Source organism: Sediminivirga luteola (genome assembly GCF_014639315.1).
GTDB lineage: Bacteria > Actinomycetota > Actinomycetes > Actinomycetales > Brevibacteriaceae > Sediminivirga > Sediminivirga luteola.
Window position 1 is genome coordinate 231,791 of the sequence record NZ_BMFY01000004.1, and the last position, 26,284, is coordinate 258,074.

Annotated in this window: 28 protein-coding genes and 1 riboswitch; of the genes, 6 read left to right on the forward strand and 22 right to left on the reverse strand. The window is 69.6% G+C overall.

The features are described from left to right. Positions 1 to 10: 10 nt before the first annotated feature. From IEW13_RS06240 to IEW13_RS06265, 6 genes are all read right to left on the reverse strand, one after another. Positions 11 to 1,027 carry a threonine aldolase family protein gene (locus IEW13_RS06240; protein WP_188550074.1) on the reverse strand — a complete coding sequence of 339 codons (1,017 nt, stop codon included), beginning with the start codon at positions 1,025 to 1,027 and terminating at the stop codon, positions 11 to 13. Then, the gene (locus tag IEW13_RS06245; protein ID WP_188550075.1) at positions 1,024 to 1,485 is read right to left on the reverse strand and encodes a hypothetical protein; all 462 of its coding nucleotides are present in this window, start codon (positions 1,483 to 1,485) and stop codon (positions 1,024 to 1,026) included. The genes IEW13_RS06240 and IEW13_RS06245 overlap by 4 nt, the downstream gene beginning before the upstream one ends. Positions 1,486 to 1,538: 53 nt before the next feature. Next, positions 1,539 to 2,651 (reverse strand): adenosine deaminase, encoded by a 1,113-nt coding sequence (locus IEW13_RS06250; protein ID WP_229744964.1) that lies wholly within the window; start codon positions 2,649 to 2,651, stop codon positions 1,539 to 1,541. A gap of 45 nt (positions 2,652 to 2,696) precedes the next feature. Continuing rightward, a complete protein-coding gene (locus tag IEW13_RS06255) occupies positions 2,697 to 4,067 on the reverse strand; it encodes a BMP family ABC transporter substrate-binding protein (protein WP_188550076.1) in 1,371 nt (456 codons plus the stop codon). Positions 4,068 to 4,071: 4 nt separating this feature from the next. Then, a complete protein-coding gene (locus tag IEW13_RS06260) occupies positions 4,072 to 5,280 on the reverse strand; it encodes an amidohydrolase (protein ID WP_188550077.1) in 1,209 nt (402 codons plus the stop codon). Between the two features lie 66 nt (positions 5,281 to 5,346). Beyond that, positions 5,347 to 6,456: a mannose-1-phosphate guanylyltransferase gene (locus IEW13_RS06265; protein ID WP_188550078.1), complete on the reverse strand. Its 1,110-nt coding sequence runs from the start codon at positions 6,454 to 6,456 to the stop codon at positions 5,347 to 5,349. Between the two features lie 276 nt (positions 6,457 to 6,732). On the opposite strand from IEW13_RS06265, the gene sdhC reads away from it, so the two are divergent. From sdhC to IEW13_RS06290, 5 genes are all read left to right on the forward strand, one after another. Then, complete coding sequence (sdhC, locus tag IEW13_RS06270; protein ID WP_188550079.1) at positions 6,733 to 7,116, forward strand: succinate dehydrogenase, cytochrome b556 subunit; 384 nt, start codon at positions 6,733 to 6,735, stop codon at positions 7,114 to 7,116. Beyond that, positions 7,113 to 7,565: a succinate dehydrogenase hydrophobic membrane anchor subunit gene (locus IEW13_RS06275; RefSeq protein ID WP_188550080.1), complete on the forward strand. Its 453-nt coding sequence runs from the start codon at positions 7,113 to 7,115 to the stop codon at positions 7,563 to 7,565. The genes sdhC and IEW13_RS06275 overlap by 4 nt, the downstream gene beginning before the upstream one ends. A gap of 18 nt (positions 7,566 to 7,583) precedes the next feature. Continuing rightward, positions 7,584 to 9,344 (forward strand): succinate dehydrogenase flavoprotein subunit, encoded by a 1,761-nt coding sequence (sdhA, locus tag IEW13_RS06280; RefSeq protein ID WP_188550081.1) that lies wholly within the window; start codon positions 7,584 to 7,586, stop codon positions 9,342 to 9,344. Beyond that, the gene (locus tag IEW13_RS06285) at positions 9,344 to 10,129 is read left to right on the forward strand and encodes a succinate dehydrogenase iron-sulfur subunit (RefSeq protein WP_188550082.1); all 786 of its coding nucleotides are present in this window, start codon (positions 9,344 to 9,346) and stop codon (positions 10,127 to 10,129) included. The genes sdhA and IEW13_RS06285 overlap by 1 nt, the downstream gene beginning before the upstream one ends. Before the next feature lie 739 nt (positions 10,130 to 10,868). Next, positions 10,869 to 12,101, forward strand: a complete 1,233-nt coding sequence (locus IEW13_RS06290; protein WP_188550083.1) for a D-alanyl-D-alanine carboxypeptidase family protein — start codon at positions 10,869 to 10,871, stop codon at positions 12,099 to 12,101. Between the two features lie 86 nt (positions 12,102 to 12,187). Here IEW13_RS06290 and IEW13_RS06295 read toward each other — a convergent pair whose 3' ends face one another. From IEW13_RS06295 to IEW13_RS06315, 5 genes are all read right to left on the reverse strand, one after another. Next, positions 12,188 to 12,481 (reverse strand): cupin domain-containing protein, encoded by a 294-nt coding sequence (locus IEW13_RS06295; RefSeq protein WP_188550084.1) that lies wholly within the window; start codon positions 12,479 to 12,481, stop codon positions 12,188 to 12,190. Between the two features lie 125 nt (positions 12,482 to 12,606). Then, a complete protein-coding gene (locus IEW13_RS06300; RefSeq protein WP_229744977.1) occupies positions 12,607 to 13,599 on the reverse strand; it encodes an App1 family protein phosphatidate phosphatase in 993 nt (330 codons plus the stop codon). A gap of 77 nt (positions 13,600 to 13,676) precedes the next feature. Next, positions 13,677 to 14,216, reverse strand: a complete 540-nt coding sequence (locus tag IEW13_RS06305; protein WP_188550085.1) for a 2'-5' RNA ligase family protein — start codon at positions 14,214 to 14,216, stop codon at positions 13,677 to 13,679. Further along, complete coding sequence (gene trpS / locus IEW13_RS06310; RefSeq protein WP_188550086.1) at positions 14,194 to 15,291, reverse strand: tryptophan--tRNA ligase; 1,098 nt, start codon at positions 15,289 to 15,291, stop codon at positions 14,194 to 14,196. The genes IEW13_RS06305 and trpS overlap by 23 nt, the downstream gene beginning before the upstream one ends. Before the next feature lie 18 nt (positions 15,292 to 15,309). Beyond that, on the reverse strand, positions 15,310 to 16,125 hold the full coding sequence (locus tag IEW13_RS06315; RefSeq protein ID WP_188550087.1) for an exodeoxyribonuclease III: 816 nt from the start codon (positions 16,123 to 16,125) through the stop codon (positions 15,310 to 15,312). A 115-nt stretch (positions 16,126 to 16,240) separates the two neighbouring features. On the opposite strand from IEW13_RS06315, the gene IEW13_RS06320 reads away from it, so the two are divergent. Next, a complete protein-coding gene (locus IEW13_RS06320; protein WP_188550088.1) occupies positions 16,241 to 16,732 on the forward strand; it encodes a GNAT family N-acetyltransferase in 492 nt (163 codons plus the stop codon). Positions 16,733 to 16,850: 118 nt separating this feature from the next. Here IEW13_RS06320 and IEW13_RS06325 read toward each other — a convergent pair whose 3' ends face one another. From IEW13_RS06325 to rplO, 11 genes are all read right to left on the reverse strand, one after another. After that, the gene (locus IEW13_RS06325; RefSeq protein WP_188550089.1) at positions 16,851 to 17,747 is read right to left on the reverse strand and encodes a bifunctional methylenetetrahydrofolate dehydrogenase/methenyltetrahydrofolate cyclohydrolase; all 897 of its coding nucleotides are present in this window, start codon (positions 17,745 to 17,747) and stop codon (positions 16,851 to 16,853) included. Beyond that, positions 17,747 to 19,012, reverse strand: coding sequence for a serine hydroxymethyltransferase (glyA, locus tag IEW13_RS06330; protein ID WP_188550168.1), 1,266 nt, complete (start codon positions 19,010 to 19,012; stop codon positions 17,747 to 17,749). Before glyA ends, IEW13_RS06325 begins: the two co-directional genes overlap by 1 nt. A gap of 57 nt (positions 19,013 to 19,069) precedes the next feature. Beyond that, positions 19,070 to 19,167: riboswitch (ZMP/ZTP riboswitch) on the reverse strand. Between the two features lie 110 nt (positions 19,168 to 19,277). After that, on the reverse strand, positions 19,278 to 19,835 hold the full coding sequence (gene rplQ / locus IEW13_RS06335; RefSeq protein ID WP_188550090.1) for a 50S ribosomal protein L17: 558 nt from the start codon (positions 19,833 to 19,835) through the stop codon (positions 19,278 to 19,280). Between the two features lie 27 nt (positions 19,836 to 19,862). Next, the gene (locus IEW13_RS06340; RefSeq protein WP_188550091.1) at positions 19,863 to 20,873 is read right to left on the reverse strand and encodes a DNA-directed RNA polymerase subunit alpha; all 1,011 of its coding nucleotides are present in this window, start codon (positions 20,871 to 20,873) and stop codon (positions 19,863 to 19,865) included. A gap of 184 nt (positions 20,874 to 21,057) precedes the next feature. Next, complete coding sequence (gene rpsK, locus IEW13_RS06345) at positions 21,058 to 21,456, reverse strand: 30S ribosomal protein S11 (protein WP_188550092.1); 399 nt, start codon at positions 21,454 to 21,456, stop codon at positions 21,058 to 21,060. 38 nt (positions 21,457 to 21,494) lie between these two features. After that, positions 21,495 to 21,863, reverse strand: coding sequence for a 30S ribosomal protein S13 (gene rpsM / locus IEW13_RS06350; protein ID WP_188550093.1), 369 nt, complete (start codon positions 21,861 to 21,863; stop codon positions 21,495 to 21,497). Between the two features lie 298 nt (positions 21,864 to 22,161). Beyond that, positions 22,162 to 22,383 (reverse strand): translation initiation factor IF-1, encoded by a 222-nt coding sequence (gene infA / locus IEW13_RS06355; RefSeq protein ID WP_188550094.1) that lies wholly within the window; start codon positions 22,381 to 22,383, stop codon positions 22,162 to 22,164. 322 nt (positions 22,384 to 22,705) lie between these two features. Then, positions 22,706 to 23,536 carry a type I methionyl aminopeptidase gene (map, locus tag IEW13_RS06360; protein ID WP_188550095.1) on the reverse strand — a complete coding sequence of 277 codons (831 nt, stop codon included), beginning with the start codon at positions 23,534 to 23,536 and terminating at the stop codon, positions 22,706 to 22,708. 38 nt (positions 23,537 to 23,574) lie between these two features. Then, positions 23,575 to 24,144 (reverse strand): adenylate kinase, encoded by a 570-nt coding sequence (locus tag IEW13_RS06365; RefSeq protein ID WP_188550096.1) that lies wholly within the window; start codon positions 24,142 to 24,144, stop codon positions 23,575 to 23,577. A gap of 77 nt (positions 24,145 to 24,221) precedes the next feature. Continuing rightward, a complete protein-coding gene (secY, locus tag IEW13_RS06370; RefSeq protein WP_188550097.1) occupies positions 24,222 to 25,523 on the reverse strand; it encodes a preprotein translocase subunit SecY in 1,302 nt (433 codons plus the stop codon). 303 nt (positions 25,524 to 25,826) lie between these two features. After that, complete coding sequence (rplO, locus tag IEW13_RS06375; protein WP_188550098.1) at positions 25,827 to 26,282, reverse strand: 50S ribosomal protein L15; 456 nt, start codon at positions 26,280 to 26,282, stop codon at positions 25,827 to 25,829. Positions 26,283 to 26,284 lie beyond the last annotated feature (2 nt).

Sequence of the window (26,284 nt, forward strand, 5' to 3'; positions counted from 1 at the left end):
CTGGCATGCCTCAGGGCTCCACGAGCGGCGCCAGGCCGGTCAGCAGGGCGTCGATGTCGTCCTCGGCGGTGTCGAAGGACGCCACGGCACGCAGGGTGGAGGCGTCCCACGGCACGACCGGCAGCACCGCGGCGATCTCCGCCGCGCGGCCTTCCGGCACGGGGATGAAGACGGCGTTGGCCTCCACCGGGTAGCGGGGATGCAGTCCCAGTCCCGCCAGGCCCTCGGCCAGCCGGGTGGCGGCGGCATTGGCATGGGCGGCGTTGCGCCGCCACAGATCGTCCTCCAGGAGCGCCAGGAGCTGCGCGGAGAGGAAACGCTGCTTGGACGCCAGCTGGGCGGAGGCCTTGCGCAGCCGCTCCAGCGGTTCGGCGAACACCGGGTCCGTGGCGATGACGGCTTCGGCGCCCAGGGCGCCGTTCTTGGTGCCGCCGAAGGAGACCAGGGCGGCTCCGCCGGCCGCGCCGCCCAGTCCGGTGCCAAGCCGGACGGCGGCATTGGCCAGCCGGGCGCCGTCCAGGTGCAGCCTGGCGCCGTGGCGGCCGGCCAGCGTGGCGAACTCGTCCAGTTCGGCGGCGGAGTAGACCGTGCCGTATTCCGTGGCCTGGGTCAGGCTCAGCGCCGCCGGCTCCGGCTGGTGCACCGAGCGGCGGGGGGCCTCCAGGACGGCGGCGACGGCCGCGGCATCGGCTTTGCCCGCCGTGTGCGGCACCGGGAGGATCCGGGTGCCGCCGATCCGCTGCGGCGCGGTCGACTCGTCGGTGAGCATATGCGAGGCCGCAGGGGCCAGGAGCGCCTCCCAGGGGCGGAGCATCACCTGCGCGGCCAGCACATTGGCACCGGTGCCGTTGAAGACCGGGTGAACGGTGGCGTCCGGTCCGAAATGGTCCGTGATGCGCTCGCGCAGGGCCGCCGTCCAGCGGTCGGCGCCGTACGCAGGGGCGTGTCCCTCGTTGGCCTCCGCGAGCGCGGCGAGCACCCGCGGGTGGACCCCAGAGGCGTTGTCGGACCAGAAGCCCCGCGTCATCGGCGGCCGTCCTGGCCGGGATCCTCACCGGCGGCGGCGCCACCGAGCGTGCCTTCGGTGTAGGCCAGCACGCGAGGAGTGAACATGCACAGCAGCGCGGCGATGTTGGGGATCAGCAGGAGCAGGCCGAAGGGCTGTCCGCTGCCGAGCATGGAGGCGCCGGCCATGCCGGAGAGCAGCTGCCAGGCGACCGCCGCGGCGCGGGGCCAGCGGTAGCCGAGCCATAGGGCCCGGGCCGTCATGAGCAGCCCGAAGGCGAAGGCGAGCAGCAGGAGCCCGAGCGCGATGCCGGAGACGATGAGCTCGTATTCGCCCTCCCCGAGCAGCGCCAGCCAGGCGATGACCGCCCAGACGGCCAGCGCGAGCCCCTGCAGCGTGACGATCCCGACCAGCACCGCCAGCAGCGGCGGGCGGCCTTTGAGGTTTCGCGTCCCCTTGGCGGGCGGGGTCCCCTTCATCGGCGTGTCATTCCCTTCACCTGTGCTCAGCCGCTGTGCTCGCCGGTCTCCGGTCAGAGGCTCACGGCGGCGAAACCGGGCACCAGCTGATCGTCGATCAGCCGTTCGCGCTCGTCCAGCGGCAGGAAGGCGCTGCCGAGCGCGTTGACGGTGACCCATTCCAGATCGGCCAGTTCCCAGCCGCAGCGGTCCACCAGGAGACGCATCTCCTTCGTCACCGAGGTGTCCGACATGAGCCGGTTGTCGGGGTTCACGGTGACGGCGAAGCCGTGCTCCTTCAGGAAGGTGATGGGGTGCTCCTCGATGGCGGCGGCGATGCCGGTCTGCAGATTCGAGGAGGGGCACAGCTCCAGGGGCACCTGGTGGTCCAGGATCCAGCTGGCCAGGCGGCCCAGGGCGATGTCGTCCTCGCCTGCCGAGGTGATGTCCTCGACGATCCGGGCGCCGTGGCCGATCCGCTGGGCGTGGCAGATCTGGACGGCTTCGAAGATGCTGTCCACGCCGGCGGCCTCACCGGCGTGGATGGTGACCGGGAAGCATGCCCGGTGAAGCGCCTGGAAGGCCGGCAGATGCGCACTGGGCGGGAAGCCATCCTCGGCACCGGCGATGTCGAAGCCCACCGCGCCGCCGTCCCGGTGCCGCAGCGCCAGCTCGGCCACGGCCAGGCTGTTGTCGGCGTGCCGCATCGCGGTGATGAGCTGACCGGTCTTGATGAAGCGGCCCTGATCGGCGGCGATCGCCTCACCGGCCTGCAGCCCGCGCTGAACGGCCTCGACGGCGGCGTCCATCGTCAATCCCTGGCCCAGGTGCTGTTCCGGGGCCCAGCGCGCCTCGGCGTAGATGACTCCGTCAGCGACCTGGTCAAGGGTCCATTCGGTGGCGACCCGCTCGAGCGCCTCGGCGGTCTGCATCACGGCGATGGTGTGGTCGAAGGTCTCCAGGTACCGGACCAGATCCCCGGAGCTGGCGGCTTCCCGGAACCAGACGCGCAGCTCCTCAGGATCGCCCACCGGGAGCTGATGGCCCACCTCGGCGGCGAGTTCGACGATGGTGGCCGGCCGCAGGCCCCCATCCAGGTGGTCGTGCAGGGAGACCTTGGGCAGTCTCAGCAGCGGATCGGATTCGCTGACGCCAGACGGGGCGGGGAACAGGGTTTCGGAAGACACGCCCCTAGCCTAACCGTTCCCTTCCGGTGCCCCGGAGCACCGGCCCTAGGGCAGGTCGATGCGGCCCTCGGCGATCTCGCGCTGGAGCACCTCCAGCTCCGCCTGGAGGGACCCGCCGGAGAGCAGCGCGATGTCCGTCGGCGGCACCAGCCGTGTCCCGCCGTTCTCCAGGTCACCGGTCCAGCTGTGCGACCGTACCGCGAGGGTGCGCCTGGCGGCGTCCGTGTCTCCGTCCCCGGCGTCTGCGGCCTCCGAGGCAGCCTGGGCCGGATCCGCCTCGTCGCCCGCGGCATCGTCCGGGTCGTCGGCGCCGCGCCCGTTCGGCTCGCCGCCGTCCCCGGCATCGTCCTCGGCAGCGTCGCCCTCAGCGGCATCTGCGCCCTGTGGCGTGTCCCAGCCTGCCAGCACGGCGGAGAGCCCCAGCTCGGCGCGCAGTTCGACGCTGGCGAGGACCCGCTGCCGCGCGTCCTCGGGCAGCAGCCTGGCGCCGTCCGCGCCGTGCCAGATGAGTCGCACCTGATCCGGGTCGACCTGGTCCTGGTGTTCCTCCGCCACCGCGATGGGCGGCTCGGCCTCCTCGCCGTCCTCGGCGTCGAGGCGCCGGGCCTCGGCCGCCTCCGCGGCGGCCTCGTCGATCGCGTCGGCGGCGCCCAGCCCGGCCGGGCCCGCCACGGGATAGATCACATCGGCGCCGGCGTCGATGAAGTCACGAGTCACCCGCGCGGCGCGGCCGCTGTCGGAGGTGGACTCGGTGAAGGCGCCCTGGCGTTCCTCCGGGTCCCAGCCCAGCAGCTCGATCTCCGCCTCCCGGCTGTCGTTGAAATGCTCGACTCCGGCGGCGAAGCCCTGGAGCGCGGCCACCGTCGAGGGGGTCGGGAGCGCGGCGAAGGCCGCGACGGTCCCGGTGCGCGACTGCGAGGCGGCGACGTACCCGGCCAGGAACGCGGCCCCGGTGGGATCGAAGGTCACCGCCGCGAGGTTCTCGGCCCCCTCGGCCTCTTGCGGGGGTTCGGCGTCGATGAGCACGTACAGCGTCTCCGGGTGCTGCGCGGCGGCTTCGGCGAGGCCTTCCCCCACCGCGCCGCCGGCGCCCATCACCAGGGTGCAGTCCTGCGCGGCGAAACGCTCGAGCGCGGCGTCCAGGCTGCCCGGACCGGTGATCCGCTGTGAGGAGGTCCCCGCCAGGACGCCGGCGTTGCGCGCCTGCTGCATGGCGGCGAAGGCCTGCTCGGCAGCGCCGGCCTGACCTCCTCCGGCACCTCCGGCGACGAGACAGCCGGCCTCGGGCATCGGCGCATCGGGATCGGGCGCCTGCTCCTCGACTCCCCCGCAGCCGGCGATGAGCCCCACGCTGAGCAGCGCGGTAGCGCCGAGCAGCACGGCACGGGAATGCGAGGGACGACCGGTGCGGGACATGCCCCTAGTCTACGGAGGCGGCCCCTTCGGGTCCTCCGGCCAGCGCCGTCAGCGCAGTCGCGGCGAGGACCCGGGCGCCGATGACGATGGCACGCTCGTCCGGTTCGTAGTCGCCCTGGTGCAGATCGTATGTCGGCCCGCCGGGCGTGCGGGTGCCCAGCCGGACCATCGCGCCGGGGATGTGGGAGACGTACCAGGCGAAGTCCTCCCCGCCCATCGACTGCGGGGTGAGCTCGACGCTGCCGGGACCCAGCTCGGCGCGGACCGCGGCCTCGATGAGAGTGACCTCCGCCTCGGTGTTGACCACCGGCGGCACGCCGCGCCGGTGATCGAGGTCGGCGGCGATGCCGTAGGGCGCGGCCAGGTTCTGCACGATCTCCGGCAGCAGTTCCCCGGCCTGATGCCAGCCCTGGACGTCCAGGCAGCGCAGCGTGCCCTGCAGGGTGCCATGGTCCGGGACCACATTCGGGGCGTGCCCGGCCCCGATGGCTCCCCACACCAGGGAGACCGAGTGCCGCGGGTCGATCAGCCGCCCCAGCGCGGCCGGGACCTGCGTGGCCAGATGGCCGAGCGCGTAGACGAGGTCCTCGGTCAGATGCGGTCGGGAGGTGTGCCCGCCGCGCCCGGTGACGGTGATGGTGACGGTGTCCCCGGCTGCGGTGATGGGGCCGATGCGCGAGCCGACCCGCCCCAGATCCGTCTTCGGATCGCAGTGCAGCGCGAAGATCCGGGGAACGCCGTCCAGACCTCCCTGGCGGATCACGTCGAGCGCACCGCCCGGGGTGACCTCCTCGGCCGGCTGGAAGAGGAACCGCACCCGCCCGCCCAGGCCGCCCGGCTGCTCCCGGTCGAGGCGGGCCAGCGCGACCGCGGCGCCCAGCGCGGCAGTGAGGTGGACGTCGTGGCCGCAGGCGTGCGAGACACCCTCGACGACGGAGGCGTGGGCGGTGCCGGTGCGGTCCTCCAACGGGAGGGCGTCGATGTCGGCGCGCAGCGCCAGGGCCACGGGACCGGAACCGACATCGCACATCAGTCCGGTGTCGTCGAAGCGGACCGGCGAGAGCCCTTCGGCTTCCAGGCGCGCGGCCAGGCGCTCGGTGGTGCGGTGCTCCTGGCGGGAGAGCTCGGGGTGCCGGTGGATGTCCCGGCGGAACGCGACGAGCTCCTGGCCCAGCGGCGCCAGCCGGGCCTGAAGATGGTCCGATAACAGCATCGCCCGATGCTATCGCAGCGCCGGCGACCCGGACCGTCGCGCGGCGTCACCGCCCGTCACAAATGATCAGAGCAGATCCTCGCGTCCGCTTCGCCGCACTTCCTCCACCGCCTGCTTCACCCGCTGCGCATGCCGGCGCGTGGTGACCAGCAGGACGTCCGCGGTGTCCACCACGACCAGGTCCTCCACGCCGACGAGCGCCACCAGCCGGTCGCTCTCGGAGAGCACCACGCCGCTGGCGTCGACGGAGACGAGCTCGGTGTCCTCATTGGTGGCGAAGACACCCGAGCCCTCCCCCGGCACGGGCTGGCGCAGCGAGGCCACCGAGGCGAAGTCGCCGACGTCGTCCCAGCCGAAGTCGCCGGGGATCACGATGACCTTCCCGGCCTCTGCGGCGGGTTCGGCGACGACGTAGTCGATCGCGCGCTTCTCCAGGGAGTCCCACAGCCGGCGGGCCTCGTCGGCCCGGCCCCCGTCCTGGCGGGCGGAGGCGATCAACGCGAGGGTGGAGCGCAGCTCGGGGGCGTTGGCCTCGATCTGGGCGAGCATGGCGTCGGCGCGGGAGATGAACATCCCCGCGTTCCAGCGGTAGCGGCCGGAGAAGACATACCGGCGGGCGGTGCTGGCCTTCGGCTTCTCCACGAAGCCCCCGGCGCGGCGGGCCGAGGGGGCGCCGGGCAGGTCGAGGGGCTCGCCGGTGCGGATGTAGCCGTATCCGGTGGCGGGGAACGTCGGCGTCACGCCCACCGTGACGATCTCACCGCCAGCGGCTGCGGCGATGGCCTCCCGGATGACCTCGTGGAAGCCGAGCTGATTGGTGATCGAATGGTCCGCCGCGAAGGACCCGATGATCGCCTCGGGATCCCGGCGGCTGATCAGTTCCGCGGCCAGGCCGATGGCAGCGGCGGAGTCCTTGGGCGAGGGCTCCCGGACGAGGTTCTCCTCCGGGAGGTCCGGCAGCTGGGCGCGCACGGCCTCGGCGTGCGCCTCACCGGTGACCACGTGGATACGCTCAGGGTCCGCCAGCGGCACCAGGCGGTCCCAGGTGGACTGCAGCAGGGAACGGCCGGCGCCGAGCAGATCGTGGAGGAACTTGGGGCTCTGCTGCCGGGACAGCGGCCACAGGCGGGTGCCGTGGCCGCCGGCGGGTATGACGGCGTGGAAGTGCTCTCGCATAGACAGAACCTATCGCCTCGCGGTGACAACGGCATCACATCAAAGGCCCGCCAGGCGTCCGGCCATCAACCCCGCCGCGGGCGACCGGCGCCGTTGTGACCTGGGCCACAGCCGATTTTCGATACTGCACGTTTTCCAATAGGCTTCCCAGGAGCTTTCAAGCCTCATCTTCACACGCGACACCCCACGGCCGTGGGGGCAAAGTGGCGGACGAGGGCACGGGAGGCGTAAAGATGTAAGGAAGCATCGTGTTTCTTCATACCTGGAGGATGGTCCGTGGCTAAAGCGTCAACGGGCACCCTGTACCGGGGAGACGAAGGCATGTGGTCATGGGTGCTCCATAGGATCACCGGTGTCGGCATTTTCTTCTTCCTGCTGGTGCATGTGCTCGACACCTCACTCGTGCGTGTCTCCCCGGAGGCCTACAACGCCGTGATCGCGACGTACAAGACGCCCGTCATGGCAATCGGTGAGATCGGCCTCGTCGGCGCCATCGTCTTCCACGCCTTCAACGGCCTGCGCGTCATCGCGGTCGACTTCTGGAAGGGCGGTCCCGCCAATCACAAGAAGCTGCTGTGGGTCGTCGTCGGGCTCTGGGTCATCACGATGATCGGATTCCTGTCCCGTCACCTCGCCCACGCGTTCGGATGGTGGTCATGAGCCAGGCAACGATTCCCGCGCCCCGCTCCGGGTACAACCGCAGCAAGTCCGGCGGCTCGAAATTCGAGCTGGCCGCCTGGCTGTACATGCGCCTGTCCGGCATCCTCCTGGTGGTCCTGATCTTCGGGCACCTCTACGTCAACATGATCGCCGGCGAAGGCGTCCAGCAGATCGACTTCGGCTTCGTCGCCGGCAAGTGGGCCTCGCCGTTCTGGCAGATCTGGGATCTGCTGATGCTGTGGCTCGCGATGCTCCACGGCACCAACGGCATGCGCACCATCATCTCCGACTACGCGGAGAAGCCGGCCACGAGGATGTGGTGGCAGATCATCCTGTACGCCTCGAGTCTGACGATCATCGTCCTGGGCACCCTGGTGATCTACACCTTCGAGCCCTGCCCGGCCGGCGCCGATCCGAGCGTCCTTGCCAGCTTCTGCACCGCGGACTGAGGAGAAAACGACACTCTCATGAAGATCCACCAGTACGACGTCGTCATCGTCGGGGCCGGCGGCGCCGGGATGCGGGCTGCGATCGAAGCCGGGCAGCGCACCCGGACCGCGGTCCTGACCAAGCTCTACCCCACCCGCTCCCACACGGGCGCCGCGCAGGGCGGCATGTGCGCCGCGCTGGCGAACGTGGAGGAGGACAACTGGGAGTGGCACACCTTCGACACCATCAAGGGCGGCGACTACCTGGTCGATCAGGACGCTGCCGAGGTGATGGCGAAGGAGGCCATCGACGCGGTCCTCGACCTGGAGAAGATGGGCCTGCCGTTCAACCGCACGCCCGAGGGCAAGATCGACCAGCGACGGTTCGGCGGTCACACCCGCGATCACGGCAAGGCCCCGGTGCGCCGGGCCTGCTACGCCGCTGACCGTACCGGCCACATGATCCTCCAGACCCTCTACCAGAACTGCGTCAAGCACGGCGTGGAGTTCTACAACGAGTTCTACGTCCTCGACCTCATCCTCACCGAGGTCGACGGCCGCCGCCGCGTCGCCGGTGTCGTGGCCTACGAGCTGGCGACCGGCGAACTGCACATCTTCCAGTCCAAGTCCGTGGTGTTCGCCACCGGTGGCGTGGGCAAGGTCTTCAAGACCACCTCCAATGCGCACACCCTCACCGGCGACGGCATGGCCGTCGCCTACCGCCGGGGCATCCCGCTGGAGGACATGGAGTTCTTCCAGTTCCACCCGACCGGCCTGGCCGGCCTGGGCATCCTCCTCTCCGAGGCGGCCCGTGGCGAGGGCGGCATCCTGCGCAACGCCGACGGGGAGCGCTTCATGGAGCGCTACGCCCCGACCATCAAGGACCTGGCCCCGCGCGACATCGTCGCCCGGTCCATGGCCAATGAGGTGCGCGAAGGCCGCGGCGCCGGCCCCAACAAGGACTACGTGCTGCTGGACCTCACCCACCTGGAGCCCGAGCACATCGACGCCAAGCTCCCGGACATCACCGAGTTCGCCCGCACCTACCTGGGCGTGGAGCCGTACACGGAGCCGGTGCCCGTCTTCCCGACCGCGCACTACGCCATGGGCGGCATCCCGACGAACGTCGACTCGGAGGTCCTGGCCGACAACGACACCGTCATCCCGGGCCTGTTCGCCGCCGGCGAGGTCGCCTGCGTCTCGGTGCACGGCTCCAACCGCCTGGGCACCAACTCGCTGCTGGACATCAACGTGTTCGGCAAGCGGGCCGGCAAGGCTGCCGCCGCCTACGCCGCGGGCGCCGACTACGTCGAGCTGCCCGAGGCGCCGGAGACCGAGATCGCCGCGACGCTGGAGAGCCTGCGCACCAGTGATGGCAGCGAGAACATCGCCGCGATCCGCAAGGATCTGCAGGACATCATGGATGCCAACGTCCAGGTGTTCCGCACCGAGCAGACGTTGCGCGAGGCGCTCGACGTGATCGCCACCCTGCGCGAGCGCTACGCCAATGTGGGCATCCACGACCGCGGCAAGCGCTTCAACCTGGACCTGCTGGAGGCCGTCGAGCTCGGCTTCCTGCTGGAACTGGCCGAAGTCATCACCGTCTCCGCCCTGCACCGGAAGGAGTCCCGCGGCGGGCACTTCCGCGAGGACTACGAGAAGCGCGATGACGAGAACTTCATGCACCACACCATGGCCTACCTCGACCCGGAGAGCGAGGCCGAGGGCGTCAGGGGCGTCCGGCTGGACACCAAGCCGGTCGTCGTGACCCGCTATCAGCCGATGGAGCGCAAGTACTGATGACTACCGAGATCGCAGAGCCAGCAAGCAAGGTCGAGCTGCCCAGCCACCTGTCCGGCGACGCCGGCGAGATCCCTTCCTTCGAGTGCACCATCCGGATCGCCCGCTTCGTCCCGGAGCAGGACGAGGAGCCGCACTGGGAGGACTACCAGGTCACGATGTACGGCACCGACCGGGTGCTGGACGCGCTGCACAAGATCAAGTGGGAGATCGACGGCTCGCTGTCCTTCCGCCGGTCCTGCGCGCACGGCATCTGCGGCTCCGATGCGATGCGCATCAACGGCCGTAACCGCCTGGCGTGCAAGACGCTGCTGAAGGACCTGGACACGTCCAAGCCCATCACGGTCGAACCCATCAAGGGCCTGCCGGTGGAGAAGGACCTGATCGTGGACATGGAGCCGTTCTTCCAGTCCTACCGCGAGATCATGCCCTTCCTCATCACGACCGGCAACGAGCCCACCCGGGAGCGGCTGCAGTCGCAGGAGGACCGCGCGCGGTTCGACGACACCACCAAGTGCATCCTGTGTGCCGCCTGCACCTCCTCCTGCCCGGTGTTCTGGACCGACGGCCAGTACTTCGGGCCGGCGGCGATCGTGAACGCGCACCGCTTCATCTTCGACAGCCGGGACGAGGGCGGGGATCTGCGCCTGGAGATCCTCAACGACAAGGAAGGCGTCTGGCGCTGCCGCACGACCTTCAACTGCTCGGAGGCCTGCCCCCGCGGCATCGAGGTCACCAAGGCCATCGCCGAGGTGAAGCAGGCGCTGTTCACCCGGGCGTTCTGATCGTCCTCACGGCTGCCGGGTAGACCTGACACCGGACCCACGCAGAACGCCGCGGCAGTGCCGGAAGACCACTTCGTTCCGGCACTGCCGCGGTGTTCGTGCTCTCAGGTCGGTATCGGAGCATCCCTCATCCACCCGCCCGGAAAACACGACCTTCGTGCCAGGGCATACCCGTAGTGCCGAAACACCACCGTAGACGGTGGTGTTTCGGCACTACGGTGGTGTTTCGCGGACCAGACGCGCCTGACGCCCGGTGCGTGCCGCCTGTGCCAGACGCAGCGGCCTGGCGGTCCAGCGGCGCGCTCGATCTCGGGACCGATGGGGGCGAACGCCTCGCGGCCCTCATCCGCACCCTCCGCGAACGCGCAGATCCGCTGCCGCCTAGGCGCATGCGCGCTGCAACGGGACGAGCCAGCCATTCCGGCCACAGCGCACCAGCCTCATGATCTGCGTCGGCAGAAAGGTCATCCACGATCCCGGATCGAAGGGGCGAGCGTCGATGGCCGCCCCCGGTCCAGGACGCCAGTACAGTGGTACGGTGATCCATCGCCTTCCCCGCGCGCGTCACATCCGCGCCGCCGAAGCGGCTGCCCGAATGCCCGCCCGGTCGCGGTTCGGCGCTGCTGCGTGTCTGCCGGACTCACCGACCCGCCAGTCCGGGGCACGGTTTCCATCGGCTCTTCATACCGGACGTCTTCATGCCCGGCGCGCCCTCGCCGCGCTGGCTGCGCTGCTGTGCGTGCTGATCGCCCCCGGACAGGCCGCATCCGCGACGCCGGCCGGTCACGGACCTTCCGGCTCGGCGTCCGGGCCCCTCGCGCTGGCCGGGCCCGCCCCGGAACAGCCGGCGCCCGAGGAGACCACGGCCACCTACGCTCCCCCGGAGATCACCGATGGCGGTCCTGCCCCGCAGCCGCCTGCCGGTGGCTGGCTGGTCGGCGACGCCGAGACCGGCGAGGTGTGGGCGGGCGAGCACATCGAGCAGCCCTTCGCCCCCGCATCGACGCTCAAGCTCTTCTCCGCGCTGGCACTGGAGCCGGTCCTGGACAAGGACGAGGTGTACACCGCCACGGCGGAAGAGGTCAGGGTGGACGGCACCAAGGTCGGCATGGTCGACGGCGGCGAGTACACCATCGATCAGCTCTTCCACGCCATGATCATGTCCAGTGCGAACGATGCCAGCTACGCGCTGGCCGAAGCCGCCGGAGGGCAGGACCGCGCGCAGGAGCTGATGGCGGACCTGGCGGACGAGCTCGGCCTGCAGGACTCCCGCGCCGTGAACACCTCGGGGCTGGACGCCGACGGGCAGGCCTTCTCCGCACGGGATCTGATGGTGGTGGCACACCATTTCGCCCAGAACGACTACCTCATGGAGGTCGCCGGCACCGACGTCTACGACTGGCCCGGGGCCACGGACCGCGACGGCCGCCGCTGGGACGGCTTCCAGATCCAGAACCACACCCGCGTCGCAGGCCGCGTGGACGGCGGGCTGGGCCTGAAGAACGGCTACACGCAGAACGCCAGGGGGTCTTTCGTCGCGCTGGCAGAACGGGACGGGCGCCGCGTGGTGTCCGTGCTGCTGCGCAACGAGACCATGACCCGCGAGGCGGCCGTGGACCTGCTGGAGTGGGGCTTCGCCCAGAGCGATCCCGAGCCTCTGGCGATGGTGCGGATGGACCCGCCGGACGACGATGAACCGGGTGCCTCTGCTGCCCCTCATCCAGTGGCCGAGAACCTCCACGCCGCAGCCGATGACGATGACGCGTCCGCGGGCACCGCGTTCCCGCCCGCGGCCCTGTGGGGCGCCGGGGCGCTCGCCGTGCTGGCGCTGCTGCTGGGTCTGGTCATCGGGCTCCGCGCCTCACGCGGCCGGCGCAACCGGCGCCGGCAGCGCGACCGCCGGAGCGCCCGTCGCCCTGGTGCTCAGCCGGCTCGTTCCGATGCCCGGCCGGCAAGGCGCCCGCGGCACTGAACCCGGGTGGCCCCGCAGCCAATCGCGGCCAAGCCCACGGCACCCGCAAGGTCGCCTCACCGGCGCCGGACCGGGCCCGCGCCGGTTCAGCTCAGGCGTTCGACCTCGACGAAGACGATCGCGTCCTGCGTACCGCGGTTCTCCACCTGGTGTTCCTGGCCGGCCGGACGCGTGTAGCTGGTGCCTGTGACCAGCTCGGCGGCGATCTCGGTGCCGTCGGCGTTCGTCACGTGCATGGTCCCGGTCACCAGCGGGACCACGACGTACTCGTAGTCGTGCCGGTGCATCGGGATCACTCCGCCGGGTTCGATGGTCCACTTCGTCACCCGGAAGTGCTCGTTCTCCAGCTGCACCTCGCCGTTCGAACCGTGCTCGCTCATCGCCGCCTCCGTATCGTGCCGCATCGTGCTGTCTCGCGCGGTCTCACCGCTCGATTCATCATCCACAGCGTATACGTCCCGCCATAGCGGCCTCGTGCCCGGCCCGCGCACCTGACGGCGCGGCTTCAGAGGATTCCGCGCTCCATCAACTTCGAGGCCAAGCCGGCTCCATCGGGCGCGTAGATCCACGGCACTCCCCTGCCGCGTCCAGCTCCCTTCGAACGGCCGCCGGCCCAGACCGCCTCGCCCACGGAGAGTTCGCGGATCGCCACGGCGACGACGTTCTCCGGGTGGTTCTCCACGAACTCCCCGTAGATCTCCTCGTCGTGCTGGCCGTCGTCGCCGATCAGCAGCCATTTGACCCAGGGGAACTCCCTGGCCAGACGCGCCAGGGTGGAGCGTTTGTGCTCGCTCCCGGAGCGGAAGACCCGGTCGGTCGTCGGGCCCCAGTCGGTCAGCAGCAGCGGCCCGGCCGGGTACAGATGCCGGGAGAGGAACCGCTTGAGGGTGGGGGCGACGTTCCACGCTCCGGTGGAGAGGTAGAACATCGGGGTGTCGGGTTTGAGGTAGACCAGGCGGTCGTACAGCACGGCCATGCCGGCGACGGCGCTGCGGGCGTGCTCGTCCAGCACGAAGGTGTTCCACGCGGCCAGCAGCGGCCTGGGGAGCTTGGTGACCATGACGGTGTCGTCGATGTCGGAGATGATGCCGAAGGTCTGCTCCGGGCCGATGATGCGGATGGACGCCGTGACGACCTCCGAGCCCTCGCACCAGAGCTCTGCCGTGGTCCAGCCTGGGGTGAACTCCCCGGGGATCTCCGCGTCGATCACGCCGCCTCGGTCGGCCTGCACCACATGTTCCTGGCCGCCGACCCGCACCCAGGCGACCTCCTTGTTCAGGGGTACCGCCCGGAAGGAGCGCCAGCCGCGGATGCTCTTGGACATGTGCGTTTCCGGTCGGCCGTCCTTGGTGAGCACAGTCCGGGCGAGGATCCGGACCGAGTGCACGCCGCCGTAGCTGTCGTAGGGGATCACGGTGGGCCGGTAGCCCCGGTCGAGGCCGCGGCGGGCGAACCACGAGTGGAGGGTGTCCTCGACCCGTGCCGCCGTGTGCATCATCTCGGTGGACAGATGCAGCGGGTTCTCCCCGTGGCGCTGCGGTTCCTCCGGCACGTGGCCTCCTCGTTGCTTGCGTCTCACGGGCCGAAGTGCACGCGGTCCTGGAGCCGCCACTCGCCATCGGGGCCGTGCAGGTACACGCCGAATCCGTGCACCATGAACGACAGCTCGAAGTCGGCCAGGGCGTCGTAGGCGATGTCCAGGCGCTCGTCGTCGAGTTCCTGGGCGATGGTCACATGCGGGTGGTACGGGAACGCCAGGTCCTGGTCCAGGACGCCTTGGCGCAGCTGCGCGGACAGGGACTGGCAGTGGGCGATGCCGTTGGCGACCGCGACGAACACGACCGGTGAGACAGGGCGGAAGGTGCCGGTGCCGCGCAGCTCGATGGTGAACGGCGAGGTCTGATCGGCCACCTCGACGATGTGCTCGCGCACGCCGGGCCAGGAACCGGCGGGGATGGTGCACGGCGGGATGATCGTGATGTGCGCCGGTATGGTCTCGGCCCGCGCGTCGCCGAACTGCAGTCGCCGGCCGCGCAGCTCCGAGCCGTACGGCTCCGGGATGTCGATGGTGACGCCGACGCTGAGCAGCTCGTCAGAGGAATCCGACGGCAGCATAGACGTCCTTCACAGTCGTGTCGGCGATCTCCCGTGCCCGCGCCGCGCCGCGGTCGAGGATCCGTTCGAGCTCGGCGGTGTCGGCCAGGAGTTCCTGGGTGCGTTCGCGGACGGGACGTAGCGACTCCACGACCACCTCGGCGAGGTCGACCTTCAGGTGCCCGTACATCCGTCCCTCGTACTCGGATACGAGCGCCTCGACGCTCGACCCGGTCAGGGCCGCGTAGATGGTCAGCAGGTTCGAGACACCGGGTTTGCCCTCGGGATCGTAGGCGATCTCGGTGCCCGCGTCGGTGACAGCGGACTTGATCTTCTTGGCGACGGCCTTCGGCTCGTCCAGGATGTCTATCCGCCCGGCCGCCGTCGGCGAGGACTTCGACATCTTGGCGGTGGGATCCTGCAGATCGTAGATCTTGGCGGTGGCCTTGAGGATATGGGGTTCGGGCACCGTGAACGTCTCGCCGAAGCGCGCGTTGAACCGCTCGGCCAGGTTGCGGGTGAGTTCCAGGTGCTGACGCTGGTCCTCGCCCACCGGGACGACGTCGGGGTGGTAGAGCAGGATATCCGCGGCCTGCAGCACCGGATAGGACAGCAGGCCCAGGGAGACCCGCTCGTTCCTGGCGGACTTGTCCTTGAACTGGGTCATCCGGCGCAGCTCCCCCAGGGAGGCGACGCATTCGAGCACCCAGCTGGCCTGCGTGTGCGCCACCACCTGGGACTGGACGAAGACGGTGGCCCGTTCCGGGTCGAGGCCGGCAGCCAGGAACTGCGCCGCCGTGCGCAGCGTCCGCTCCCGCAGTTCGGCCGGATCGTGGTCCACCGTGATGGCGTGCAGGTTCGCGATGAAGAAGAACGCCTCATGCGTGTCCTGCTGGGCGACGAACTGCCGCAGCGCCCCGATGTAGTTGCCCAGGTGGAGGGAATCAGAGGTGGCCTGCACCCCGGAGAGGGACCTCGGGCGGCGGGTGGGGTCGGCCTGCCGGCGGGTGGGGTCGGCCTGCCGGCGGGTGGGGTCGGCCTGCCGGCGGGTGGGGTCGGCCTGCCGGCGGGTGGGATCGGCGGTGGAACTCGTCATGTCTCCCATTGTGCCCGATCAGGAGACCGCGAGCGCCGGCAGCTCGTAGCGCACCCGCAGCGGCGCGTGGTCGCTCCAGCGCTCCGCGTAGCTGGGCGCGCGGTCGACCTGGCTCTCCCGTGCCAGCGCCGCGAGCGCGGGGGTGGCCGCGTGGTAGTCGATGCGCCAGCCGGTGTTGTTGTCGAACGCCTGGCCGCGCATCGACCACCAGGTGTAGGGGCCTTCGACCTCGCCGGCCAGGGAGCGGGCGACGTCGACCCAGCCGAGCTCGCCGAAGAAGCGGTCGAAGTAGGCGCGCTCCTCCGGCAGGAAGCCGGCCTTCTTCACATTGCCCTTCCAGTTCTTGATGTCCAGCGTGGTGTGCCCGACGTTGAGGTCGCCGGTGATCACCGCGTAGGGGCTGTGTTCGGCCAGCTGCGGCAGCCGTTCGATCATGGCGTCCAGGAACCGGTACTTGGCCTCCTGGCGGGGCGTGCCCACCTCCCCGGAGTGCACGTAGGCGCTCACGACGGTGAGGATGCCTCCGTCCTGCAGCCGGTAGTCGGCCTCCAGCCACCGGCCGTCCGTGGCGAAGCTGCCATCCGGGAAGCCGGCACGGATCTCCACGGGGGCGACGCGGGCGCCGAGCGCGACCCCGGCCCGGCCCTTCTGGTCCGATTCGGCGCCATGCATCAGGTACCCGGTCTCGGCGAAGATGCCCTCCAGGATCCCGTTGTCGGCCCGCACCTCCTGCAGGGTGAGGACATCGGGAGCAGCCTCTTCCAGCCAGGGAGCCATTCCCTTGCGCCATGAGGCTCGGATACCGTTGACGTTCACGCACGCGATCTCGATCATGACTCCCCATCCTGCCAGATCGGCGGGGCGGCTTTCGGCATCCGAGATCGCTTTGGCGCCGGTTGCTCTACGAGAAGTAGTATGAGGGCATCCGCCCACCAGTGAAGGAGGAGCCATGTCCGATGCTCAGCCCGGGATCGACTTCGAGAAGGTCTCGATCGTCCCTTTCTCCGAGATCGACCCCTTGGACCTCCGTGAGTTCCTGGTCAACGCCCAGAGCGAGTTCTGGGAGGACCGCGATTTAAGCGGTGAGCACGGCGCGTTCTGGTTCCGTCAGTTCGCGGAGTTCGGTCTCGTCGCCCGCTATGAGGGCACCACCATCGGCTACCTCCTCGGCTGCGTGCCGATGACGGGCCCGGCCTACATCCACCTGGTCGCGGCGCACCGGGACTACCGGCACATCGGCGTGGGTACCGAGCTCTACAAGGCGTTCATCCAGAATGCCAAGCAGGCGGGCGCCTCCCAGGTGCAGGCCACCACCGTGCCGGGCAACAGCCACACCATCGCGTTCCACTCCGCGCTCGGCTTCAGCGGGGAACTGGTGGAGGATTACGCCGGCCCGGGGAACGCACGCGTGTTCTTCGAGCTCTCCCTGCACTCGGCCTGAAGGTCTGCCTGAGCGCCTTCAAGCACTCGCACGGATGACAAAGAGCCGCCCCGTCCGACCGGACGAGGCGGCTCTAGTCGTTCTCGTGTCGTTCTCGCCGCGCGGGTCGCCGGCGTGGTCAGCCGGCGGCGCGTTCGGCCGTCAGGACCACGTTCTCCAGCAGCAGCGCCCGGGTCATGGGGCCCACTCCCCCGGGATTGGGCGAGATCCACCCGGCGACGGACGCCACCGCCGGATCCACATCGCCCACCACCCGGGATCTGCCGGTCTCGGGGTCGATCCGGCGGCTGACGCCGACATCAAGCACGACCGCTCCCGGCTTGACCGCCTCGGGCCGGACGATTCCCGCGGACCCGGCCGCCGCCACGATCACATCCGCCTGCCGCAGCAGGGAATCGAGGTCGCGGGTGCCGGTGTGGGTGAGGGTCACCGTGGCGTTGTGCTCGCGGCGGGTGAGCAGCGCGCCGATGGAACGGCCCACCGTCACGCCGCGGCCGATGACCACCACATGCGCCCCGTCCAGTGAGATCCCGTGCCGTCTCACCAGCTCGATCACCCCGCGCGGCGTGCACGGCAGCGGCGTGGTGATCTCCCTGCTGGTGTTGAGCATCAGCCGGCCCAGATTCATCGGGTGCAGCCCGTCGGCGTCTTTCTCGGGCCGGATGCGCTCCAGGATGGCGTCGGTGTCGATCTGCGCCGGCAACGGCAGCTGCACGATGTAGCCGGTGCAGGCGGGGTCCTCGTTGAGCTCGTCGATGACCGCTTCCAGCTCCGCCTGCGAGGCATTGGCCGGCAGATGCCGCCGGATCGATTCGATGCCCACTTCGGCGCAGTCGGCGTGCTTGCCGTTGACGTACCAGGTGGAGCCGGGGTCGTCGCCGACGAGCACGGTGCCCAGGCCCGGCACGATCCCTCGAGTCTTGAGCGCGGCTACGCGCTCGCGCAGTTCCTCCTTGATGCGTGCGGCCGTCTTCTTCCCGTCCAGTACCTGCGCGGTCGGTGTCTGCTCCGCCATCAGTACTGCTCGAGCCCTTCGTAGAGCGGGAAGTCGTCGGCCAGGCGCTGCACCCGGGCGCGCAGCGAATCCACATCGGCGGCGGCGCCCTGGGCCAGCGCGATCGCGATGACGTCGGCCACCTCGCGGAACTCGGCCTCGCCGAATCCCCGCGAGGCCAGTGCCGGGGTGCCGATGCGCAGACCGGAGGTGACCATCGGCGGGCGGGGGTCGAACGGCACGGCGTTGCGGTTCACGGTGATGCCGATCTCGTGCAGCAGATCCTCGGCCTGCTTGCCGTCCAGCTGCGAGTCCCGCAGGTCCACCAGCACCAGGTGGACATCGGTGCCGCCGGTCAGCACGCTCACGCCGGCCTCGGTAACGTCCTGCGCGGCCAGCCGTTCGGCCAGGACGCGGGCACCGTCGAGGGTCCGCTGCTGCCGCTCGCGGAACTCCTCGCTGGCGGCGATCTTGAAGGCTACGGCCTTGGCGGCGACGACGTGCATGAGCGGCCCGCCCTGCTGGCCCGGGAACACCGCGGAGTTGATCTTCTTGGCCCACTCCTGCTTGGCCAGGATGAACCCGGAGCGGGGGCCGCCGATCGTCTTGTGCACGGTCGAGGAGACCACATCGGCGTGCTCCACCGGGTTCGGGTGCAGGCCGGCGGCGACCAGGCCGGCGAAGTGCGCCATGTCCACCCAGAGCTTGGCGCCGACTTCGTCGGCGATGGAGCGGAAGGCGGCGAAGTCGAGCTGGCGGGGGTAGGCGGACCAGCCGGCGACGATCACCTCGGGGCGGTGCTCCAGCGCGCGCTTGCGGACCAGGTCCATGTCGATCACGTGCGTGGCCGGATCCACCTCGTAGGAGGCGACGTCGTAGAGGCGGCCGGAGAAGTTGAGCTTCATGCCGTGGGTGAGGTGCCCGCCGTGGGCCAGGTCGAGACCGAGCAGCTTGTCGCCGGCCTGCGCCAGGGCATGCATGACCGCGGCGTTGGCGGTCGCGCCGGAGTGCGGCTGGACATTGGCGAACTCAGCGCCGAACAGCGACTTGGCGCGGTCGCGGGCGAGTTCCTCGGCCACGTCGACTGCCTCGCAGCCGCCGTAGTAGCGCCGGCCCGGGTACCCTTCCGCGTACTTGTTCGTCAGCACGGAACCCTGGCACTGCAGCACGGCTCGGGGCACGAAGTTCTCCGAGGCGATCATCTCCAGGGTCCCCCGCTGGCGGGCCAGCTCGGCATCCAGGACGGCGGCGATCTCCGGATCGACCGCGCTCAGGCTGCCGTTCATCGTCTCATTGCTCACGTGGGCGTCTCCTTACATAGGCCACAGCTGGACATCATGACCGCGCGGGGCCCAGGCGAACGGCCGAGCGGGTCTGCACAAAGGGGTGTCGCTCCACGGTGGTTGTGTCCCACCTTAAAACGCCAGTCACGACTGCAGAGATCCCGCCGGCGCGGACGACGCGCCGTTGGGGCGGAACCTCTAGGGAACACAATAGCAACGGCCGCCACCCGGCAATCGGGCGGCGGCCGTCGCATGGGACGTCTGGACGTCAGGCCTTGGCCTCGCCGTCCTCGGTCTCCTCGGCAGTGTCTTCCGCGTCGGCGGCCTCGTCGGTCGGAGTGTCCTCCGACGTCTCCTCAGCAGCGGTGTCCTCCGCAGCGGTCTCCTCCGCCTCGTCGGCGGCCGGCTCCTCGCTGGCGGCCTTCGTCGCGGCCTCGGCCTCCTTCACGGTGGCCTGCTTGGGCGAATAGGGCTCGAGCACGAGCTCGATCACGGCCATCGGCGCGCGATCGCCCTTGCGGGGCTCCAGCTTAGTGATGCGCGTGTAGCCACCAGGACGCTCGGCCATGGCCGGGGCGATCTCGGTGAACAGCTCGTGCACGATGCCGGCGTCCTGGATCTGCGCCAGCACGCGGCGGCGAGAGGCCAGGTCACCGCGCTTGGCGAAGCTGATCAGGCGCTCGGCCACCGGGCGGAGCCGCTTGGCCTTGGTGACGGTGGTGGTGATGGAACGGTGCTCGAACAGCTGGGCGGCCAGGTTGTTGAGCAGCAGGCGCTCGTGCGCCGGCGAGCCGCCGAGGCGCGGGCCCTTGGTAGGCGTAGGCATGGTTCGTGTCTCTCCTTGGAAATGTGCTTAGAGCTGCTCGTCTTCGGCGAAGGCGCTGCTGTCGTCGTCCTCGTCGGAGGCCGCCGGCGACTCGTATCCGGGAGGGCTGTCCTTGAGCGAGAGGCCCAGCTCGGCCAGCTTGCTCTTGACTTCCTCGATGGACTTCGAGCCGAAGTTGCGGATGTCCATCAGATCCGCCTCGCTGCGGGTGACCAGTTCGCCGACGGCGTGGATCCCCTCGCGCTTGAGGCAGTTGTAGGAGCGGACCGTCAGGTCCAGATCCTCGATCGGCAGCGCCAGGTCCGCGGCCAGGGCCGCATCGACCGGCGAGGGCCCGATCTCGATGCCCTCGGCCTCGGTGTTCAGCTCACGGGCCAGCCCGAACAGCTCGACCAGGGTCTTGCCGGCGGAGGCGACGGCATCGCGCGGGGTGATGGAAGGCTTGGTCTCCACGTCCAGCACGAGGCGGTCGAAGTCGGTCCGCTGCTCCACACGGGTGGCCTCGACCTTGTAGGTGACCTTCAGCACCGGCGAGTAGATCGAGTCCACCGGGATCCGCCCGATCTCGGCGTCGGCGCTCTTGTTCTGCGCCGCCGAGACGTAGCCGCGGCCACGCTCGATGGTGAGCTCCAGCTCCAGGCGGCCCTCGCCGTTGAGCGAGGCCAGGCGGAGGTCCTTGTTGTGGATCTCCACGCCGGAGGGCGCCGTGATGTCCGCGGCGGTCACATCGCCGGGACCCTGCTTGCGCAGGTAGGCCACGACCGGCTCGTCGAACTCGGAGGAGACCACGAGCGACTTGAGGTTGAGGATGAACTCCGTGACGTCTTCCTTGACACCCGCCACGGTCATGAACTCGTGGAGCACACCGTCGATGCGGATGCTGGTGACCGCCGCGCCGGGAATCGACGACAGCAGGGTGCGGCGCAGGGAGTTGCCGAGGGTGTAGCCGAATCCGGGCTCCAGCGGCTCGATGGTGAACCGCGAGCGGTGCTCGGAGACGACCTCTTCATTCAGAGTGGGACGCTGTGCGATCAGCACGTGGGCTTCCTTTCAGCAGACATCCGCCATATGACGTCTGCATGCACTTGGTGAGTCCTCCGGGTGATCCGGACGAGTTCTCCTAATTGAGGGTCGAACGTATGAGCGCCGGTCCGCGGTGCCCGCCGAGGCCGTCGTACGGTACGGCGGTCCCGCGGGCCGGTGCTCGAGGAACGCGAGCGTCTTACACGCGGCGGCGCTTGGGCGGACGGCAGCCGTTGTGCGGGGTCGGCGTGACGTCCTGGATGGAGCCCACTTCGAGGCCGGCGGCCTGCAGCGAGCGGATCGCCGTCTCGCGCCCCGAGCCGGGGCCCTTGACGAAGACGTCGACCTTCTTCATGCCGTGCTCCTGCGCACGCCGGGCCGCGGACTCGGCGGCCATCTGCGCGGCGTAGGGAGTCGACTTACGCGAACCCTTGAAGCCGACCTCACCCGAGGAAGCCCACGCGATGACGGCGCCGGACGGATCGGTGATCGACACGATGGTGTTGTTGAAGGTGCTCTTGATATGCGCCTGGCCGGCGACGATGTTCTTCTTCTCCTTGCGGCGGGGCCGCTGCGCGGAGCGAGTCTTGGGAGGCATTGTCTACTGTTCTCCTGATCGAATCTGCTACCGGGTGCTTACTTCTTCTTACCGGCCACCGTGCGCTTGGGGCCCTTGCGGGTACGCGCGTTGGTCTTGGTGCGCTGTCCGCGGACCGGCAGGCCGCGACGGTGACGGAGGCCCTCGTAGCTGCCGATCTCAACCTTCCGGCGGATATCGGCGGCGACCTCGCGGCGGAGATCGCCCTCCACCTTGAACGTGCCCTCGATGAAGTCGCGCAGCTGCACGAGCTCGGCGTCGGTGAGATCCTTCACCCGGGTGTTCGGGTCGATCCCGGTCTCGGTCAGGGTCTGGCTCGCACGAGTGCGGCCCACACCATAGATGTATGTCAGGGCGACCTCGACCCGCTTCTCACGGGGCAGATCGACTCCGGCAAGACGTGCCATTTCTCTCTTCTCTCATTCGTTTCAGGGGTGCTTCGGCAGTCTCTCTCCCCTTGCCCGTTCACTGCTCGTGCGATGAACGGGCTCCGGGTCCCCGGCCCCTGACCGGGGGTGTCATCGAACGCTCGCGTTCCCTGCTGACGGGAGCGGCGCCGAAGGAGCCTGCCTCGGGTGTGGTGCGCGCATGCGACGGGTAGCACCCGTGTCGCCGTGACGCCCCTTCACGCGGGCCCCGGCGCACTGCGCCGGACACCCGCTCGGCCGGACCCGCGCTCGTCGCGCCGGCCCGGCCGGAAGCTCTTTACTTGTAGCGGTAGACGATGCGGCCCCGGGAGAGGTCGTACGGGCTGAGCTCCACCACGACCCTGTCCTCCGGGAGGATGCGGATGTAGTGCTGGCGCATCTTGCCCGAGATGTGCGCCAGGACCACGTGGCCGTTCGTCAACTCAACGCGGAAGAACGCGTTGGGCAGCGCTTCGACCACAGTGCCCTCGACTTCGATGACCCCTTCTTTTTTGGCCATGTCGTTCGCAAACCTCATATCCCCCGCGCTCGCTGCGCGGGCCTCGTCGTCTCGCGGTCGTGCCCCGGTGCGTGACCGGGTATTCCTCACGACAGCCGTCCTTCTGTCGTTTCCACGGGGTTTCCCCGGTGCCCGGCTTGCGCCTTCGTCAGGCGCACCCGCCCGGCACCGCGCAGCGCGCGCGCCTGACGGCGTGCGGGCAGCATGAAAGGACAGACCAGTCCACTACGATACGGCATCCCCGCCGTGAACGCCAAATCATCGAGCAGCCGACGCGACGACTACGGACGCCGCCGTGAGCTCGCGCCGGGCGGGCCGGGGTTCAGTCCTCCAGCGGGACCGGTTGGACCCCGAAGCGCGCCAGCTCGGCGGCGCCGCCGTCGGGCGCCGTGAGCACCCAGATGCCCCCGGCGTGCCGGGCCACCGTGTGCTCCCACTGGGCGGCGCGTCCCCCGTCGTCGGTGACGACCGTCCAGCCGTCGTCGAGCACGTGCGTGCCGATCCCGCCGGTGACGAGCATCGGCTCGATGGCCAGGCACAGGCCCGGCTTGATCCGGGCGCCGGCGTGCTGGCTGCGGTAGTTGAGGACATCAGGGGCCTGGTGCATCGCCGAGCCGATGCCGTGGCCGACGTAGTCTTCGAGAATGCCCAGGTCCGGTGCCTCGGCGGAGACGAAGTCATCGATCGCCTCGCCAATCTCCCCCACCCGGGACGCCGTGGCGAAGGCGGCGATGCCGGCCCACAGTGCGCGTTCGGTGACGCGGCTCAGCCGCACGTCCGCAGCCGCGGCGGCGGCCTCACCGCCGACCGGGAAGGTCAGCGCCGAGTCCGAGTGCCAGCCGTCGACGATGCAGCCGCAGTCGACCGTCACCAGGTCACCGGCCGCCAGGACGCGATCTCCCGGGATGCCGTGAACGGCCTCGTCGTTGACCGAGATGCAGGAGACGGCCGGGAAACCCGAGTAGCCGAGGAAGTTGGGCGTCGCCCCGGCCTGCTCGATCACCGCGGCGGCCGCGGCGTCGACCTGCGCGGTCGTGGCGCCCGGCACGGCCGCTTCCCTGGCGGCGGCGAGCGCCCGGGCGGTGATCAGCCCGGCGGCGCGCATGGTGCGGATCTGCGCGTCGGTCTTCATCTCGATCTTGCGACCGAACATGTCTGCCGTCCCTTGTGTCTCTCGTCGTATCGCGTGGCTCAGCGGCCGAGGGCGGCCAGGATGCGATCGGTGACGTCCTCCACCTCGCCGAGGCCGTCCACTTGCTTGAGCAGGCCGCGCTTGGCGTAGATATCGGTCAGCGGCTGAGTCTGCTCGGCGTAGATGTCCAGCCGGTGCCGGATGACGTCCTCGGTGTCGTCGGACCGTCCTTGCAGCTGGGCGCGGGCCAGCAGCCGGCCGACCACCTCATCGGTGTCAGCGGTGAGTTCGACCACCGCGTCCAGCCCGGTCCCCTGCTCGGCGAGCATGGCGTCGAGCTCTTCGACCTGCTGGGCGGTGCGCGGATACCCGTCGAGGAGGAAGCCCTCCGCGGCGTCCGGCTGGGCCAGGCGGTCGCGGACCATCTTGTTCGTCACCTCGTCGGGAACGTACTCGCCGGCGTCCATGTAGCGCTTGGCCAGCACGCCCAGCTCGGTCTCCTCAGCGACGTTCTGGCGGAAGATGTCCCCGGTCGAGATGGCCGGCACGCCGAGCTTCTCCTGCAGGCGCGCGGCCTGGGTGCCCTTGCCGGCGCCGGGGGCTCCGATGAGGATGATGCGAGCTGTCATGGGTTTCCTCTCGTAGGTGCGTCATGCGCGCGCGAAGCGTCCTCGCCTCACGCGCGCATGCCGCATCGGACTAAGGATCAGCGGAGCAGGCCCTCGTAGTGCCGCTGCTGCATCTGCGAGTCGATCTGCTTCACCGTCTCCAGGCCGACGCCGACGATGATCAGCAGCGAGGTGCCACCGAACGGGAAGTTCTGGTTCGCGTTGATGAGCACGAGCGCGATCAGCGGGATCATGGCGACGAACGCCAGGTAGAGCGCACCGGTGAACGTGATCCTGGTGAGGACGAAGTTCAGGTACTCCGCCGTGGGACGGCCCGCGCGGATGCCCGGGATGAAGCCGCCGTAGCGCTTCATGTTGTCGGCGACTTCCTCCGGGTTGAAGGTGATCGCGACGTAGAAGTACGTGAAGAAGATCGTCAGCAGGAAGTACCCGGCCATGTACACCGGGTGGTCCCCGGTGGTCAGGTACTGGCCGATCCACTGCACCCAGGCGTCTTCGGGATCGCCGAACTGGCTGATGAGGCTCGGCAGGTACAGCACGGACGAGGAGAAGATGACCGGGATGACGCCGGCCATGTTCACCTTGATCGGGATGTAGGTGGACGTGCCGCCGAACATCCGGCGTCCCACCATGCGCTTGGCGTACTGCACCGGCACCCGGCGCTGCGACTGCTCGACGAAGACCACCAGGGCGACCAGCAGCAGGCCGACGGCGCAGACGATCACGAAGATGTCGATGCCCTGCTCGCTCAGGATGGCGCCCAGCGCCGCCGGGAAGCCGGCGGCCACGGCGGTGAAGATCAGGATGGACATGCCGTTGCCGACGCCGCGCTCGGTGATCTGCTCGCCCATCCACATGATCAGACCGGTGCCGGCCGTCATCGCCAGGACCATGACGGAGATGCCGAACCAGGTCTCGTCGGCGATCAGGTTGTCACAGCCGGGAGCGTTGCCGAACAGCGCGCCGGTGCGGGCGGTGGCGATGAGCGTGGTGGCGTTGAGCAGCGCCAGGCCGATCGTCATGTACCGGGTGTACTGGGTCAGCTTGGCCTGCCCTGTGGCGCCTTCCTTGTGCAACTGCTCGAAGCGCGGGATCACCACGCGCAGCAGCTGCGTGATGATGCTGGCGGTGATGTAGGGCATGATCCCTAGCGCGAACACCGACAGCTGCAGCAGCGCGCCGCCGCTGAAGAGGTTGATCAGTCCGAACGCGCCCGACTCGAAGTCGTTGTTGTTCACACAGGCCTGCACGGCGGTGTAGTCCACGCCCGGGGCGGGGATGTACGAGCCGAGGCGGTACAGCACGATGATGGCAAGCGTGAACAGCAGCTTGCGTCTGAGGTCAGGCGTGCGGAACGCGCGCCCAATTGCGCCGAGCAAACATCCTCCCGGGATTCGTTCATGAGGGCCCTTGCATCCGCGCCGCTCTCGCGGCGCGTCCACCGGCGGTGCCGGTCGCGTGCACCGCGCATGCCGTCGGGCTGCGGGCCACATAACTACCTAGGGAAGCCTACCAGCTTCCCGCCCGCCGCCACTCCCCTCAAGCGGCACGGAGGCAACCTGTGGATGAACGGCAGGTGACGCCGCCCTCGGGACCGGCCCGTGCCCGGCGGCGGTGCAGACGCATGAAGGCGGCATCCCGGGGATCCGGGATGCCGCCTTCATCGTCGCGCGAGCGGGTGCTCAGACCTCGGTGGCGCTGCCGCCGGCGGCCTTGATCTTCTCGATCGCGGAGCCGGAGAACTTGTTGGCGCTGATGTTCAGCGCGCTCGTGATCTCCCCCGTGCCCAGCACCTTCACCGGCTGCTTCGGGCGCACGGCGCCCTTGGCGACCAGGTCCTCGACCGTCACATCGCCGCCCTCCGGGAAGAGCGCGCTCAGCTTGTCGAGGTTGACCACCTGGTAGGTGACCTTGGCCGGGTTCTTGAACCCGCGCAGCTTCGGCAGGCGCATGTGCAGCGGCGTCTGGCCGCCCTCGAAGCTGTGCGGCACCTGGTAGCGGGCCTTCGTGCCCTTGGTGCCGCGGCCTGCGGTCTTGCCCTTGGAGCCTTCACCGCGACCCACGCGGGTCTTGGCGGTCTTGGCTCCGGGAGCCGGGCGAAGGTGGTGCACCTTCAGTGCATGTTCGTCGTTCGCCATGC